This is a genomic window from Mesoflavibacter sp., assembly GCF_964226795.1.
GTDB lineage: Bacteria > Bacteroidota > Bacteroidia > Flavobacteriales > Flavobacteriaceae > Mesoflavibacter > Mesoflavibacter zeaxanthinifaciens.
The window spans coordinates 13,713-29,321 of the sequence record NZ_CAXQQP010000003.1; the positions used below are offsets into that span (position 1 = coordinate 13,713).

Below are 15,609 nucleotides of genomic sequence, written 5' to 3' on the forward strand. Positions count from 1 at the left end.
GATGTTAAATATTTCAAATAATAAGCTTGATAATAGGTTAGATTTAACCAAGTACGAGTGCGGTAAAAAAGCATTTGGTAAAGAGCATTTTAAAGCGTTTAACCGCTTTTTAGTAACCTTTGGTGTTGTAGGTATAATAATATTATTCTTACCATGGACCCAAAATATAACAGCAGCAGGTAAGGTTACAACCTTAACACCAGATCAACGCCCACAAACCATACAATCTCCTATACCTGGTCGTATAGAAAAATGGTATGTAAGGGAAGGTGATTTTGTAAAAAAAGGAGATACAATTCTTCATATTTCTGAAATTAAGAATGAATATTTTGATCCTAATTTAGTTGAAAGAACCGATCAACAAATAAAAGCCAAATCATCTTCAGTTTCATCTTACGGAGAAAAAGTTAAAGCGCTTAACACACAGATAGCTGCTTTAAGTAACGAAAGAAAGTTAAAGCTGCAACAAGCAGAAAACAAATTATTACAAGCAAGATTAAAAACCAAAAGTGATAGTATAGATTTTGAAGCTGCAAAAACAAATCTAAATATTGCCGAAACTCAATTTAATCGTACACAACAATTACAGTCAGAAGGTTTAAAAGCAATTACAGATGTAGAAGCTAAACGATTAAAATTACAAGAAACTCAAGCAAAATTAATATCGCAAGAAAATAAATTTTTAGCATCTAAAAATGAAATTATCAATGCACAAGTAGAGTTAAATCGTATAGATGCCGAGTATGCAGATAAAATTTCAAAAGCAAGAAGTGATAAATTTACTGCGCAATCTAATCAGTTTGACGCCGAAGCTCAAGTATCAAAATTAGAAAGCGACTACACAAATTATTCTATACGTAATGATATGTATTATATCAAAGCACCACAAGATGGTTTTATTAATAAAGCTATAAAAGGTGGTATTGGCGAAACTTTTAAAGAAGGAGAGCAATTAGTAGGTATTATGCCTTCTAAATATGATATAGCTATAGAAACATTTGTAGATCCAATAGACTTACCTTTAGTTCATTTAGGTGAAGAATTTAGAGTGCAGTTTGATGGTTGGCCTGCAATAATATTTAGTGGCTGGCCTAACGTATCTTATGGAACATACGGTGCAAAAGTGGTTGCTATAGAACGTTTTATAAGTCCAAACGGTAAATTCAGAATACTATTAGCACCTGATGAAAATGATTATGATTGGCCAGAAGCTATTAGAGTTGGTTCTGGAGCCAGAACAATAGGTTTATTAGAAGATGTGCCTATTTGGTTTGAATTATGGCGACAGCTTAATGGTTTCCCTCCAAATTACTATCAACCTGAAGATGCATCAAACACAAAGACTAAAAAATAAAAATGAAAAACACATTTATTTTCATATTTAGCCTCTTACCTATCCTATTACTAGGTCAAACTTTAGATAGTTTAAGTTATACCGAATATTTGGGTTATGTAAAACAATATCATCCCATAGCAAAACAAGCAGATTTAAAGTTGGCATCTGGTGAAGCGACTTTACTAAAAGCTCGTGGAGGATTTGACCCTAAAGTTGAAGGTAGTTTTAACGAAAAAGACTATAAAAACACAGAATATTACGAAAGACTAAATGCAACTTTTAAAGTCCCAACATGGTACGGTATAGAGTTAAAAGCAAACTTTGAAGAAAACTCAGGATATTATTTAAATCCTGAAAATACAGTCCCTGAAGATGGCTTATTTAGTGCTGGTGTAGCTTTTTCGGTTGGACAAGGGTTATTTATCAATAAAAGAATGGCAGATTTAAGAAAAGCCAAATTTTTTAGAGAACAAACTGTTGCAGAACGTAAACTAATGGTTAATGAGGTTATTTATAATGCTTCTATAGCCTATTTTAATTGGGTTCAAGCCTATAATGAAACTAAAATTTATGAGAATTTTTTAAATAACGCTACTACAAGATTTAATGGTGTAAAATCAAGTGTTTTAGCTGGTGATAAAGCAGCTATAGATAGTTTAGAGTCTGGCATAACAGTAAAAAACAGAAAATTAGAATTAGAACAAGCTAAAGTTAAATTAATGAAAGCAAGACTTGAAGCTTCAAATTACATTTGGCTAAACAAAACACCTGTAGATATTAGCGAAACTGTAAAACCAGTAACAATTAATGAAGAAGAAATTGATAATGTTTTAGCTTTAAATCAATTAGAAAGTTTTCAATTAAATAATCATCCAAAACTAATTGCTTTGCAAAGAAAAATAGATGGTTTAGGCGTAGATCAAAAATTAAAAGCTAATAAATTACTACCTAAAATAGATTTAGAATATAACTTTTTAACCGAAACGCCAGATATTTCAAATTCCTTTAATTCATCAGCATACAAAGCAAAAATAAGTGCTGCTTTTCCTTTGTTTTTAAGAAAAGAACGTGGTGACTTAAAACTATCTAAATTAAAAGTACAAGATGCTAATTTTGAATTATCTGATACAGAATTACAATTAAAAAATAAAATAGATGCTATTACTAAAGAGTTAGAATCTTACGTTACACAAAACAAACTTATTAAAGACATAGTCCAAGATTATGATGCTATGTTAAAAGCAGAAGAACGTAAATTTAGTTTTGGAGAAAGCTCTGTGTTTTTAATTAATACACGAGAAAATAAATTAATTGAAGTACAGGTTAAAGCTGTAAAACTTGAAAATAAATTTCTTTCAACTAAAGCAAAATTGTTTAATAGTTTAGGCGTATTACCTAATTAGATTTATTATTTGAAGTTTGTGTAGAATCATTTTTTTCTACGCTTTGAGACTTTAGTTTTAGCGGACTATCTTTTTCTTTTACTACAATAATCGTTGCTTTTACACCGGTTGCTAAGTTCCATTGGTTAACAGCAATAACATTTCCAAATTCATCTAATACCTGAAACTCTGCTGTGTTAGGACCAGAAGTCCCTTGGTTTAAAGCTAAAAAGTCTATTTCGTTAATACCTTCATCTAAAGGTAACAGCAACCCATTAAATCCAGATGTTAAAACAACGCTAGGTACAACAATGTCTTTATTGATAAATACTCTAATTTTATCACCATCAGGATATTGATGATCACGATAAATAATGTTTACGGCTTTTGCTGTGGTACGATATTCACCTAAAAACTGATTAACTAAGCTACCGTTATTACTTTTTTCGTCGTCTTCTTTAAATTTTAATTGCCTATCCAGTTGTTTTTTAAATAATTCACCAGGATTTCTCAAATTATTTTTTTCTACCATAGAAAATTCTTTTTTAGGTAGAGCTTCTGTTTTAGCATCTTTTGGTGCAGTTACTACATTATCGTTATCGTCTGGTTTTATATCATTTTGCTGCTCTTCTACAGGTTCAATAATTAATTCTGGATCATCTTTTGGATCTTCAGTTTCTTCAGCAGGTATTGCAATACCAATTCTTTCACTATCAATTTGAGAAAAACTTGATACTGTTATTGAAAAAAATATTAAGAATGAAATTAAAATCTTCATGTTTAAATTAATTGGTACTAAATTAATTCAAAAACTATACCTAAATACTAAAATTATATTAATCCTTGTTAATTTACTATTAACACTATAAGCAAAAGGGTTTTATTAATTTTTTTACAATATACATAAATGTTAAAAATTGTTAAAACAGTATTATGTTATACAAAGTACTGTAACATTTTTGTTTTATACTCGTCATATAGGTGTAAATCATTTTAAATCAATCAAATAAAACTATTAATTATGAGAACTTTAAACAACAATCGATTATCAGAAACTTTAAAAGGAACTAAAAGTAACGTTTGGAATAGTAAAAGACGTTATAGACACTAAGTAAATAACAACTAAACCACAAAGATCATGAAAACACCAAAAATTATAAGAAGACTAAATCAAAATACTTTATCAAACGTACACTGTAATAGAGAAATCTTTAGGTTTAGTTGTACAAAAAACGGATTATGGCGAGGCGTTAAACGCTATGCACACTAATAAAAAAGCAAGTGAAATTCACTTGCTTTTTTTATTTTAATACTCTAATAATTTTAATAATTCTTCTTCAAATTTTCCTTTTGCTAAATATTGTTCTTCTAACTGATTAATAAAAGGAATTGGTGTATCTAAACTGGCTACACGTTTTACTGGTGCATCTAAATATTCAAAACAATGTTCCATTATTAAAGATGAAATATCACTAGCAATACCACCAAATAAAGAATCTTCTTGCAGAATAATAGCTTTACCTGTCTTTTTTACTGAAGTATAGATAGCTTCTGTATCTAAAGGTTGAAGTGTTCTTAAATCTATAAGATCTGCTGAGATGTTAGAATGTACGTCTAATGTATTTAAAGCCCAATGTACAGCTGCACCGTAAGCAATAATTGTTATATCATTACCTTCTTTTAATAATGAAGCTTTGCCAAACGGTAATGTATAGTAATCAGTAGGTACATCTTGTCTAATACTTCTATATAACGCTTTGTGCTCAAAAAATAATACAGGATTTGGATCATTAATAGCAGTAGCTAATAAACCTTTTGCATCATAAGGAAACGCTGGAAACACAACTTTTAAACCTGGAGTTTTTGTAAACCAAGCTTCATTAGTTTGACTATGAAATGGTCCAGCAGCGACACCTGCACCACATGGCATACGTAATACCACATCTGCATTTTGGTTCCAACGGTAATGTGATTTTGCTAAATAGTTAACTACTGGATTAAAACCTGAGGTTACAAAATCACTAAACTGTAGCTCTACAACACTTTTAATACCCGCAATACTTAATCCCATTGCAGATTCTATAATGGCAGATTCACAAATAGGTGTGTTACGTACACGTTCTTTACCAAAAGCTTCAACAAAGCCTTCTGTAATTTTAAAAACACCACCATATTCTGCTACATCTTGGCCCATAATTACGAGGTCTTCATGACGTTGCATAGATTGTTTTAACCCTTCAGAAATAGCATCAACCAAACGTAATTCTGACATGTTTTCTTTCGGCTTAAATTCTTGGTATTTAACCTCTTGAAAAACATCATTTAATTCAGTACTTAAATTTGGCGTGATTGGTTCTTCCGCGAAAGCGATTTCTAAATGTTCGTTTATTTCGTGTATAATTTCTTCTTTAATTTTAACCTCTTCTTCATCGGTTAAAATACCTTCATTTTTTAAAAATTCTTGATAGTTTTCAATTGGATCTTTTTTAGCCCATTCGTCCATCAAATCTTGCGGTACGTATTTGGTACCACTAGCCTCTTCATGACCACGCATTCTAAAGGTTTTAAATTCTATTAAAACAGGACGAGGATTTTTACGGATGCTTTCTGTAATTTCAGAAATTTTTGTGTAAACCTCTAAAATATTATTACCATCTATAATATGATTTTCCATACCGTAACCAATAGCGCGATCTGCTAAATTCTCACAATTGTATTGCTCTTTTGTTGGTGTAGACAAACCATAACCGTTGTTTTCTATACAAAATAGCACAGGTAATTGCCATACAGAAGCAACGTTTAAGGCTTCGTGTATATCGCCTTCACTTGTTCCGCCTTCACCTGTAAACACTGTAGTTACTTGATTTTTATTTTTTAGTTTAGACGCTAAAGCAATACCATCGGCCACACCAAATTGTGGTCCCAAATGGCTAATCATACCTACAATTTTATATTGTTGTGTACCAAAGTGAAAACTTCTATCTCTACCTTTTGTAAATCCATTAGCTTTTCCTTGCCACTGCGAGAACAAACGATATAACGGGATGTTTCTTGTTGTAAAAACACCTAAGTTACGGTGCATTGGTAAAATATACTCTTCGTCTTGCATAGCAGATGTTACTCCTACTGCTATAGCTTCTTGCCCAATTCCAGAAAACCATTTACTTATTTTACCTTGTCTAAGTAAAATAAGCATCTTTTCTTCAATTAATCTAGGTTTAAGTAAACGCTTGTAAAGATCTAACAGCGTATCGTTATTTAGGGTTGATTTGTCAAATTTCATTAATAAGCTTTCAAAAATTGAAAATATGATAATATATACTATGCCAAATATAGTATAATTACGAATAAAATAAACTACTGTTTTTGCTTAGTTTTCGTTACATTTGTAGTTAGAAGATTATAATTTTTACACATTATGAATAAAATACCAAGTGTTAATTTAGAGGATTTTCTATCTGATGATCCTAAGAGAAAACAAAAATTTGTAGATGAAATTGGTAAGGCTTACGAAGAGATAGGTTTTGTAGCTCTTAAAGGTCATTTTTTAGACGATAAATTAGTTGACGATTTATACGAAGAAATAAAGAACTTTTTTGAATTACCTGTAGAAACTAAGCAGAAATACGAAATACCTGGAATTGGTGGACAACGTGGTTATGTGTCTTTTGGAAAAGAAAGTGCAAAAGGTAAAAAAGAAGGAGACTTAAAAGAGTTTTGGCATTTTGGACAATATGTAGAAGATGATCCACAACGTGCTAAAGAATATCCAGAAAATGTAGAAGTTAAAGAAGTTCCTAATTTTAATGTCGTTGGAAAAAAAGCATACCAAACTTTAGAAAAAACAGCTAAGTATGTATTACGTGCTTTAGCGCTTCATTTAGGTTTAGAAGAAACGTATTTTGATAATTATATCCATAACGGAAATTCAATTTTAAGACCAATTCATTACCCACCAATTACTCAAGAACCAGATAATGCGGTTCGTGCAGCAGCACATGGTGATATTAATTTAATCACTTTATTAATGGGTGCACAAGGTCGTGGTTTACAAGTACAAAACCATAATGGAGATTGGATTGATGCTATTGCAGAACCTGATGAATTAATGATTAACGTTGGTGATATGTTATCACGCCATACTAATAATAGATTAAAATCTACAATTCACCGTGTTGTTAATCCGCCAAGAGAATTATGGGGTACATCTCGCTACTCTATTCCATTCTTTATGCATCCAATTAGTGAAATGAAATTAGATGTATTAGATAGTTGTGTAGACGAAAACAACCCTAAGCAATATGAAGATATTACTGCTGGAGAATTTTTAGACCAACGATTAAGAGAATTAGGATTAAAAAAATAGTTTTCAGTCGCAGTCACAGTTGTTTCTTCTAAATAATTGTGACTGCAAACTGATACTGTAAACTAAACAACATGGATTTACAAGATCAATTAAAAAATCTATTTCCTGATCACGTCCCTGAAGAAACCGAAGAACAGCAAGAAGAAAGCAACATTTGGTTACAAGATGATCCTATAATTTGTAAATACGAAAAACGTAAAGGAAAACCCATTACAATTTTAGAAGGATATACTGGTTCTGATGAAGATTTTAAACTACTAGCCAAAGAGTTAAAACAAAAACTAAGCGTTGGTGGTAGTTTTAAAAACGATAAAATCATTATTCAAGGTGATTATCGTGATAAAATTATGGAAATATTAAAAGATAAAGGTTTTAATGTAAAACGTGTTGGAGGCTAATTATGGGTAAAAAAACGCTTCATATTACAAATGGTGGTGTATTAACAGAGTATTTAACCAAATTAGATTTTGAAGGCGACATGCTAACATGGCACGAAATGTTATGCGTTGGACCTACTACAAAAGAAATAGATAATGATAATTTTTTCAGTATTAGAAAAAATTTTATCGAGTCTACTTATAATATTCCTTACAAAGCAGAAGTTTTTAAAAAAGAGCTAGATAAACTTTCAGAATTAGAAAGTTACGAAGAAGTTATCCTTTGGTTTGAATATGATTTGTTTTGCCATATCAATATGATAGCCGCAATAAGTCTTCTAAAACAGAAAAAATGTCAATTACCCATATACCTAGTTAATTGTGGGAAAATTGAAGGAGAAAAACAACTAAAAGGCTTTGGAGAGTTAACTCCAAAACAAATTAATTTTAATTACGAAAACCGTATTCAACTAAATGTAGACGATATAGCTTTTGCACAAAAAGCTTGGCGTGTATATTGCGAAAACGATCATAACTTATTAAAAGAATTAATTATACGTCCATCTAATTACATTTACATGAGCAATTGTTTAAAAGCGCACATGAAACGTTTTCCAGATACAAGATCAGGATTAAATATGATGGAGTATAATCTTTTAAAACTAATTAATGAGTATAAAATAAAAGATCGCCATCATTTACTTGGTTATGGCTTACATTATCAAGGTTATTACGGTTATGGAGATATTCAAATAAAAAGAATAATTGATAATATTTCAATATTCTATGACGAAAAAGAAGAGCAGTTAACCCTTAACAGAAGCGGTCATTTAGCTTTAGAGCATCAAAAAAACTTCTTTGAAGAAATGAAATCAGACTTCCAATTTGGAGGCGTAAAAAAGTCAGATTTCCAATATTTAAAAACCGAAAGTAAATTAGTAAATACCATCAAATAATGGCAATACAAGAATCAGAATTAATCTTAAATCCAGATGGTAGTGTTTACCACCTTAATTTAAAACCAGAACATATATCCGATACCATAATTTTTGTAGGAGATCAAGATCGTGTCGAAAAAATAACAAAACACTTTGACTCGATTGAGTTTACCACACAAAAAAGAGAATTTAAAACACAAACTGGGACTTATAAAGGCAAACGTTTAAGTGTTATATCAACAGGTATCGGACCAGATAACATAGATATTGTTTTAAATGAATTAGATGCATTAGTAAATATAGATTTAAAAACTAGACAACCTAAAGAAAATCTAACATCATTAAATATTGTACGTGTTGGTACTTCAGGCTCCTTGCAAGAAGATATACCTGTAGATTCATTTTTAATGTCATCGCATGCATTAGATTTAAATGGAATGCTACACTTTTATCAGATAGATCATATTAGTAATCCAGAAATCGAAGATGCTTTTATAAATTTTACAAATTGGGACAGTAAAAAAGCACGTCCAATTATCATAAATAATAGTAAAGCTTTAGAAAAACAATTTGAAGGATCAAATATTTTTAAAGGCATGACAGCAACAGCTGGTGGATTTTACGGTCCACAAGGTAGAGTATTAAGATTACCTCTTTTTGATGCAGATTTAAATCATAAAATGGACACATTTAAACATGAAGGTTTTAGAGTCACAAACCTAGAGATGGAAACATCTGTAATTTACGGTCTATCAAAACTTTTAGGCCATAACGCACTATCACTTAATGCAATAATTGCAAATCGTGCTAATGGTACTTTCAGTAAAGACCCAAAAAAAGTAGTCGAAAACTTAATAGAATACACGCTAGATAAGTTTACAAAGTAATTAAACTTTTTAAACATATCTAAGAATTTCGCTTTCGCGGAAAAACATAACAACACATTAAATGAAACAAATAAACATTGGTGGCGTACCAGAACATTTCAATCTGGCTTGGTATTTAGGCTTAAAAAATGGAGAATATAAAGATGCAGGTATAAATCTACGTTGGAAAGACTATTTTGGAGGAACAGGCGCAATGAACAAAGGTTTACGCGATGGTGATATAGATATGGCTGTTATTTTAACAGAAGGGATTATTAAAGATATAATAGCAGGTAATAAATCTAAAATTGTTCAAGTCTTTGTAGAGTCGCCATTAATTTGGGGAATTCACGTCGCTTCTAAATCTGATTATAATAAAATTGAAGACCTTAAAGGAACAAAAGCAGCAATAAGTAGATACGGATCTGGTTCTCATTTAATGGCTTATGTTAACGCAAAAAATAATAATTGGAATTTAGAAACCGATCTTAATTTTGAGGTCATAAAAAACTTAGATGGCGCTGTTGAAGGTCTTACAGAAGGTAAAGCCGATTATTTTATGTGGGAAAAATTTACCACAAAACCTTTAGTAGATAACGGTACTTTTAGACGTGTTGGTAATTGTCCTTCTCCTTGGCCATGCTTTGTGATAGCAGTTAGAGAAGAGTTCTTAAAAACTAACAAAGAAGATGTAAAAACCATTTTAGATATTGTTAATGCTACTACTTCAGAGTTTAAAGATATACCAAGTATTGATCGTATGATTGCTAATAGATATGAGCAAGAATTAGAAGATGTACAAGAATGGTTAAGTCTTACCGAATGGAGCCAAGAAAACATCTCTGAAGCGACAATAAAAAAAGTACAAGATCAACTATTTGATTTAAATATTATAGAAGAAAAGTGGAGTTATAAAGACCTTGTTGCCGAATTGTAGAATATGAAAACAGTTGTTAAAATATTTGGCTTAGCACTACTCTATCTTTTTATAGTTTATCTTTTAATTAAAATCTCCTTTTCTGTATTTGACTCAAAAACAAATACAACTGAATTATCATCAACGCTTTGGTTTCAAATTATAGTCTATTTTTTACCATTAGTTATCGTGATTTTGATTGGTAAACGTGTTTTAAAAAAATAATTACCACTCTATCTCCTCTAACCCATTATTCTTTAAAATAGCATTAGTCTTACTAAAGTGTTTATTCCCAAACCAATATCCGCGATTAGCACTTAATGGCGACGGATGACCTGATGTTAAAACATGATGTTTTTCACTGTCAATTAGTTTGACTTTTTTCTTAGCAAATCCGCCCCAAAGTAAAAATATGACATTTTCTTTTTGATCACTTATTGTTTTAATAACAGCATCTGTAAAGGTTTCCCAACCTTGTTTTTGATGGCTACCAGCTTCGTGCGCTCTAACAGTTAACGTTGCATTTAGTAAAAACACACCTTGCTCTGCCCAACGTTCTAAATTTCCACTTTTTGGATATACTTTTTTTACATCTGTTTCAATTTCTTTAAAAATATTAATTAAAGATGGCGGATGCGCAATACCATCATTAACACTAAAACATAATCCGTTGGCTTGATTGTAATTATGATAAGGATCTTGACCAATAATCACGACTTTTAATTGATCTAATGCACATTTTTTAAACGCATTAAATATTAGGTTTTCTGGTGGAAAGCATTGATGTTCTCTATATTCTTCCTTTACAAATTCGGCTAATTTTTTAAAATACGGTTTATCAAATTCGTCTTGTAAAATAGCGTTCCAACTTGGGTTAATATCAACGTTCATAAGTTTGTAAATAAAATGGTATTCTTCTAATTACTGAAGTGCTTTCAAAGATAAAAATAATACTATCTTTATTTTTAAAAATATTTGTCATTTCGACCATAGGAAGAAATTACAGCACTTATTGCAACAAGTATTATAAGATATCTCACATGCGTTCGATATGACAAAATAAAATTAGTCATTTCGACTGAAAAGGAGAAATCGCATTATTTAGAAAAAGCGTTATGTGATATTTCATATACATTCGACATGACAACATAAATTAATTGTCATGCTAAGCTTGTCGAAGCATCTTTAAATTTAAAATAGTTCTCAGATTATAATAAGTATTTAATACATATGAAAAAACTAAAATTCCCTTCAGCACAAACCATTTTACTAATCATTGCAGGATTAGTAACTTTATTAACTTGGGTAATTCCTGCAGGAAAATATGAAACTTTAGGCTATAACAGTGCTGGCAACACATTTACTAAAACTGGTATCACTGAAACTGAAAATTTACCAGCAACTCAACAAACTTTAGAAAACTTAAATATTAAAATTCCTCTAGAAAAATTCACAAACGGAGATATTTATAAACCAATAAATATTCCAAATACATACCATCAATTAAAAGCTAAACCACAAGGTTTTTTTGATTTTGTAAAATCACCAATCAAAGGAGTTATAGAAGCAGCAGATATTATTTTTTTAGTACTAATTATTGGTGGATTAATTGGTATTATTAATAGTACAGGAGCTTTTGACGCAGGAATTGGTTGGTTGGCTAACTCATTAAAAGGACGCGAATTTATCCTAATCATATTTGTGACAATATTGGTTGCTGCTGGTGGAACAACCTTTGGTTTTGCTGAAGAAACTATTGCCTTCTTCCCTATTTTAATTCCTGTGTTTTTAGCAGCACGTTACGACGCTATTGTTGGTATTGCGTGTATCTTTTTAGGAAGTACAATTGGTACCATGTGTTCTACAATTAATCCGTTTAGTGTTATTATAGCAAGCGATGCTGCTGGTATTAGCTGGACAACAGGTATTTGGGGAAGATTTATAATGCTTTTAGCATGTTTAACCATTTCATTAATATATATTATACGTTATGGTAAACGTGTACAAAATGATCCTACTAAATCTATAGTTTACGACCAGCAACAACAAATCGCTGCGCTATTTAAACATGACAAAAAGAAAGTTAATTTTAATAGCAGATTACGTTTAGCCTTATTTGTATTTGCATTATGTTTTGTAATTATGATTTATGGTGTTGTCTTTTTAGAATGGTGGTTTATAGAAATGACTACTACATTTTTAGTTGGATCAATTATTATAGGTGTTATTGCAAAAATTAATGAAAGTGATTTTATAGATACTTTTATTAGAGGCGCAAGTGATTTATTAGGTGTTGCATTAATTATAGGTATTGCTCGTGGTGTGACTGTAATTATGGCTGATGGTTTGATAAGTGATACTTTATTGTTTTATGCAAGCTCTGCAACAGAAGGCATGAATAAAGGTGTTTTTGCAAGCGCTATGACTGCAATCTACGCAGGCTTATCATTTTTTATACCTAGTAGTTCTGGTATGGCTGTGTTGACTATGCCAATTATGTCTCCGTTAGCAGATAGCGTGGGAATTGGAAGAGAAATTGTAGTTAATGCCTACCAATATGGTATGGGATTATTTTATATGATTAACCCTACAGGTTTAATATTAGCCTCTTTAGCAGTAGTAAAAATTGGTTTTGATAAATGGTTAAAGTTTATAATGCCTCTATTTATTACTCTAGTTGTTTTTACACTAATTGTAATGACAATATCTTGCTACTTATAATTATAGTCTTATATAACGATATTTTAAAATATCGGTTTATAAGACGATTTTTTTGGTAATCGTGTTTTAAAACGATATCTTTATAAAAAAATATACATGATAGCAGTATTAACAGGAGATATTATTAATTCTAGACAAGGTCAAACATCCTTGTGGTTAAATCAACTAAAGTCAACACTTAATCTTTATGGACAGACACCAAAAGATTGGGAAATATTTAGAGGCGATAGTTTTCAATTAAAAACAAATCCAGAAAATGCTTTACGTATAGCTTTGCATATTAAGGCTGTAATAAAACAAGTAAAACCTTATGATGTACGCATAGCAATAGGTTTAGGAGAACAATCTTATGATAGTAAAACTATATCTGAATCTAACGGAACTGCTTTTGTTAATTCTGGTGAAGGTTTTGAATCTCTTAAAAAACAAACATTAACAGTTGTATCTGAAAACAAAAAATGGGACAACACGATTAATATTATGATTAATCTAGCTTTGTTAACAGCCAATAGTTGGAGTAATACTGTTGCAAAGGTAATTAGTACAGTAATAGAAAATCCTGAAAAAAACCAAAATGACATTGCTTTACTTTTAGGAAAATCTCAAAGCACCATTAGCGAAGCTTTAAAAAGAGGCGGATATGAAGAAATTATGCAGTTAAACGCGTTCTATAAAGAACAAATCTTAAACCTATGATTGTACTTTTATTAAAACTATTATTAGCTCACGTAATTGGTGATTTTGTGTTACAACCAAAAAAATGGGTCAAGCAAAAAAATAAAAAGAAGCATAAATCAAAATACCTTTATTTTCATGTCCTTATACATGCTTTAGCCTTAATAATTCTTTTAAAGTTTAAATTTAGTTTCTGGATAGGTATTTTAGCTATTACAGTATCTCATTATATAATAGATTTAATAAAACTCTATTTAAATAATAAAATAAAAGCACACTATCTGTTTATTGCAGACCAGATAGCACATATTATAGTAATACTAATTGTTTCAGCTTTATATACAAACTATAAGTTTGATATTAATATTATTTACTCTAAAGAAGTCATAGCTTTGTTATTAGCATTAATGACATTAACATCAGTTTCTTCCGTAATTATGCAACTAATAATGAATAAATGGAAGTTAGATGAAGACGATGCAGAAAACTCTTTAGATAAAGCAGGAAAATACATAGGCATACTAGAGCGTTTGTTTGTCTTTGGATTTATCGTGTTAAATCAATGGAGCGCTATTGGATTGCTAATAACTGCAAAATCTGTATTTAGATTTGGTGATTTATCTAAAGCTAAAAACAGAAAACTTACCGAATATGTCCTAATAGGTACATTGTTAAGCTTTGGTATCGCTATAGCAGTTGGTTTACTTTTTAATTTTGTTATAAAAAATTAGCTGCTAAATAAATTTTTAAGCGTTAATAACTTTCAATAACTTATTCACTTAATCGATTGTATCTGATTGATTGTTCTGTTAACTTAATTTTTTAAATTAATTATGAGAAAAGTACTAATTACAGGAAATGGTTTTGACCTAAATTATAATTTACCTACATCTTACAGTGATTTTATAAATATTTTAAATTTTGTAGAACAAAATGATAAATATGAATTTAATCAAATATATTCTAATGTGGATAAGTATGAAAATATTTTACGAAAATATAAATCCTTTAAAATAAATGTTGAATCAATTAATGATTTAAAAATTTTATTGAAAAACAATTTATGGTATATTTTTTTTAGTTCTGAGTATAGAATTGATACTTGGATTGATTTTGAAAATAAAATAGAAAGAGTTTTAAAAATTTTATTTACTTCTTCTAAAAGTATTAGAAAAGAAATTTTTGAAAAAGGTTCCTTGACAAAAAAAGATTCTTTTTATCGGAATACCATTTTTAATAATAATGCAGAAGTAATATATGTTTTAAAGACATTTAAAATAATTGAAATTCATAAGAGTAATAAATCTCTTTTTATTCTTAATGAAGACTTTTTGATAAGTAAATACGATTCTTACATTGACATTGATTTAGATAAAATATCTAAATCATTATTATTAAACTTAAATAATTTTAAAAAAATATTTAACTATTATTTTAAAATATTTGTATTCCCATTTTATGATAACTTAAAATTAAAGGACGAATACTATTTTTTAAAACAGTTTACACATCACTTTACATTTAATTACACACCAACATTTGAAAAAGTTACAGATTTTATAGATGTTAAAACTAATTATTTACATGGTAATATAGAATCAGAAAGAAATAATATAGTTTTAGGAATTAATGAAATTGTTGATGACTTTGTTGACAAAAATTATTTTATACCATTTACAAAAACTTATCAAAAGCTAAATTACCAAACAGATTATTTATTCTTGAAAGAGTTTCAAGATATAGAAAATGATTACATGTTTTTCTTTTGGGGCCATTCATTAGATAGATCAGATAAAAAGTATATTAATGAAGTTTTTGATTTTATAAAAAAATTAGAATCTAATTACAAAAAAATAGTGATCATATATCATGACGAAAATGCTAAATCTAAACTTTTACTTAATTTATTTTCTATTCGAGGCGAAAATGATATTGAATATATGATGAAAGAAAACTATTTAGTGTTTGTAAAATCTTATACATCTCAATTAAATTCATTAATAATTGATTATTAAATTTAATCATATAGTTT

15 protein-coding genes are annotated in these 15,609 nt (G+C 29.6%); 12 read left to right on the forward strand and 3 right to left on the reverse strand.

The features are described from left to right. Window position 1 precedes the first annotated feature (1 nt). Both ACEQT4_RS01145 and ACEQT4_RS01150 read left to right on the forward strand, forming a co-directional pair. On the forward strand, window positions 2-1,354 hold the full coding sequence (locus ACEQT4_RS01145) for an HlyD family secretion protein (RefSeq protein ID WP_106677712.1): 1,353 nt from the start codon (window positions 2-4) through the stop codon (window positions 1,352-1,354). Window positions 1,355-1,356: 2 nt separating this feature from the next. Beyond that, window positions 1,357-2,739 (forward strand): TolC family protein, encoded by a 1,383-nt coding sequence (locus ACEQT4_RS01150; RefSeq protein ID WP_370225615.1) that lies wholly within the window; start codon window positions 1,357-1,359, stop codon window positions 2,737-2,739. Here ACEQT4_RS01150 and ACEQT4_RS01155 read toward each other — a convergent pair. Then, window positions 2,732-3,496 (reverse strand): hypothetical protein, encoded by a 765-nt coding sequence (locus ACEQT4_RS01155; RefSeq protein WP_370225616.1) that lies wholly within the window; start codon window positions 3,494-3,496, stop codon window positions 2,732-2,734. The genes ACEQT4_RS01150 and ACEQT4_RS01155 overlap by 8 nt on opposite strands. Before the next feature lie 360 nt (window positions 3,497-3,856). On the opposite strand from ACEQT4_RS01155, the gene ACEQT4_RS01160 reads away from it, so the two are divergent. Beyond that, window positions 3,857-3,988 (forward strand): hypothetical protein, encoded by a 132-nt coding sequence (locus ACEQT4_RS01160; protein WP_255593076.1) that lies wholly within the window; start codon window positions 3,857-3,859, stop codon window positions 3,986-3,988. Window positions 3,989-4,024: 36 nt separating this feature from the next. Here ACEQT4_RS01160 and ACEQT4_RS01165 read toward each other — a convergent pair whose 3' ends face one another. Then, the gene (locus tag ACEQT4_RS01165; protein ID WP_370225618.1) at window positions 4,025-6,001 is read right to left on the reverse strand and encodes a thiamine pyrophosphate-dependent enzyme; all 1,977 of its coding nucleotides are present in this window, start codon (window positions 5,999-6,001) and stop codon (window positions 4,025-4,027) included. Window positions 6,002-6,136: 135 nt separating this feature from the next. Here ACEQT4_RS01165 and ACEQT4_RS01170 point away from each other — a divergent pair, with 135 nt between their 5' ends. The 5 genes from ACEQT4_RS01170 (at window position 6,137) to ACEQT4_RS01190 (ending at window position 10,202) form a co-directional block, all read left to right on the forward strand. Continuing rightward, a complete protein-coding gene (locus ACEQT4_RS01170; protein WP_370225619.1) occupies window positions 6,137-7,084 on the forward strand; it encodes an isopenicillin N synthase family dioxygenase in 948 nt (315 codons plus the stop codon). 71 nt (window positions 7,085-7,155) lie between these two features. Beyond that, entirely contained in the window at window positions 7,156-7,482 is a 327-nt protein-coding gene (locus tag ACEQT4_RS01175; RefSeq protein WP_370225620.1) for a translation initiation factor, read from the forward strand. 2 nt (window positions 7,483-7,484) lie between these two features. Beyond that, window positions 7,485-8,417 (forward strand): DUF1835 domain-containing protein, encoded by a 933-nt coding sequence (locus tag ACEQT4_RS01180; protein ID WP_370225621.1) that lies wholly within the window; start codon window positions 7,485-7,487, stop codon window positions 8,415-8,417. After that, window positions 8,417-9,286, forward strand: a complete 870-nt coding sequence (locus ACEQT4_RS01185; protein ID WP_370225623.1) for a nucleoside phosphorylase — start codon at window positions 8,417-8,419, stop codon at window positions 9,284-9,286. The genes ACEQT4_RS01180 and ACEQT4_RS01185 overlap by 1 nt, the downstream gene beginning before the upstream one ends. A 61-nt stretch (window positions 9,287-9,347) precedes the next feature. Then, a complete protein-coding gene (locus ACEQT4_RS01190; protein ID WP_370225624.1) occupies window positions 9,348-10,202 on the forward strand; it encodes a substrate-binding domain-containing protein in 855 nt (284 codons plus the stop codon). 204 nt (window positions 10,203-10,406) lie between these two features. Here ACEQT4_RS01190 and ACEQT4_RS01195 read toward each other — a convergent pair whose 3' ends face one another. Further along, on the reverse strand, window positions 10,407-11,072 hold the full coding sequence (locus tag ACEQT4_RS01195; RefSeq protein WP_370225625.1) for a uracil-DNA glycosylase: 666 nt from the start codon (window positions 11,070-11,072) through the stop codon (window positions 10,407-10,409). Window positions 11,073-11,411: 339 nt separating this feature from the next. On the opposite strand from ACEQT4_RS01195, the gene ACEQT4_RS01200 reads away from it, so the two are divergent. The 4 genes from ACEQT4_RS01200 (at window position 11,412) to ACEQT4_RS01215 (ending at window position 15,592) form a co-directional block, all read left to right on the forward strand. Continuing rightward, entirely contained in the window at window positions 11,412-12,902 is a 1,491-nt protein-coding gene (locus ACEQT4_RS01200; protein ID WP_370225626.1) for a YfcC family protein, read from the forward strand. 96 nt (window positions 12,903-12,998) lie between these two features. Beyond that, a complete protein-coding gene (locus ACEQT4_RS01205; protein WP_223076708.1) occupies window positions 12,999-13,598 on the forward strand; it encodes a SatD family protein in 600 nt (199 codons plus the stop codon). Next, the gene (locus ACEQT4_RS01210; protein WP_370225628.1) at window positions 13,595-14,308 is read left to right on the forward strand and encodes a DUF3307 domain-containing protein; all 714 of its coding nucleotides are present in this window, start codon (window positions 13,595-13,597) and stop codon (window positions 14,306-14,308) included. Before ACEQT4_RS01205 ends, ACEQT4_RS01210 begins: the two co-directional genes overlap by 4 nt. A gap of 102 nt (window positions 14,309-14,410) precedes the next feature. Next, complete coding sequence (locus ACEQT4_RS01215) at window positions 14,411-15,592, forward strand: AbiH family protein (protein ID WP_370225629.1); 1,182 nt, start codon at window positions 14,411-14,413, stop codon at window positions 15,590-15,592. Window positions 15,593-15,609: the final 17 nt, after the last annotated feature.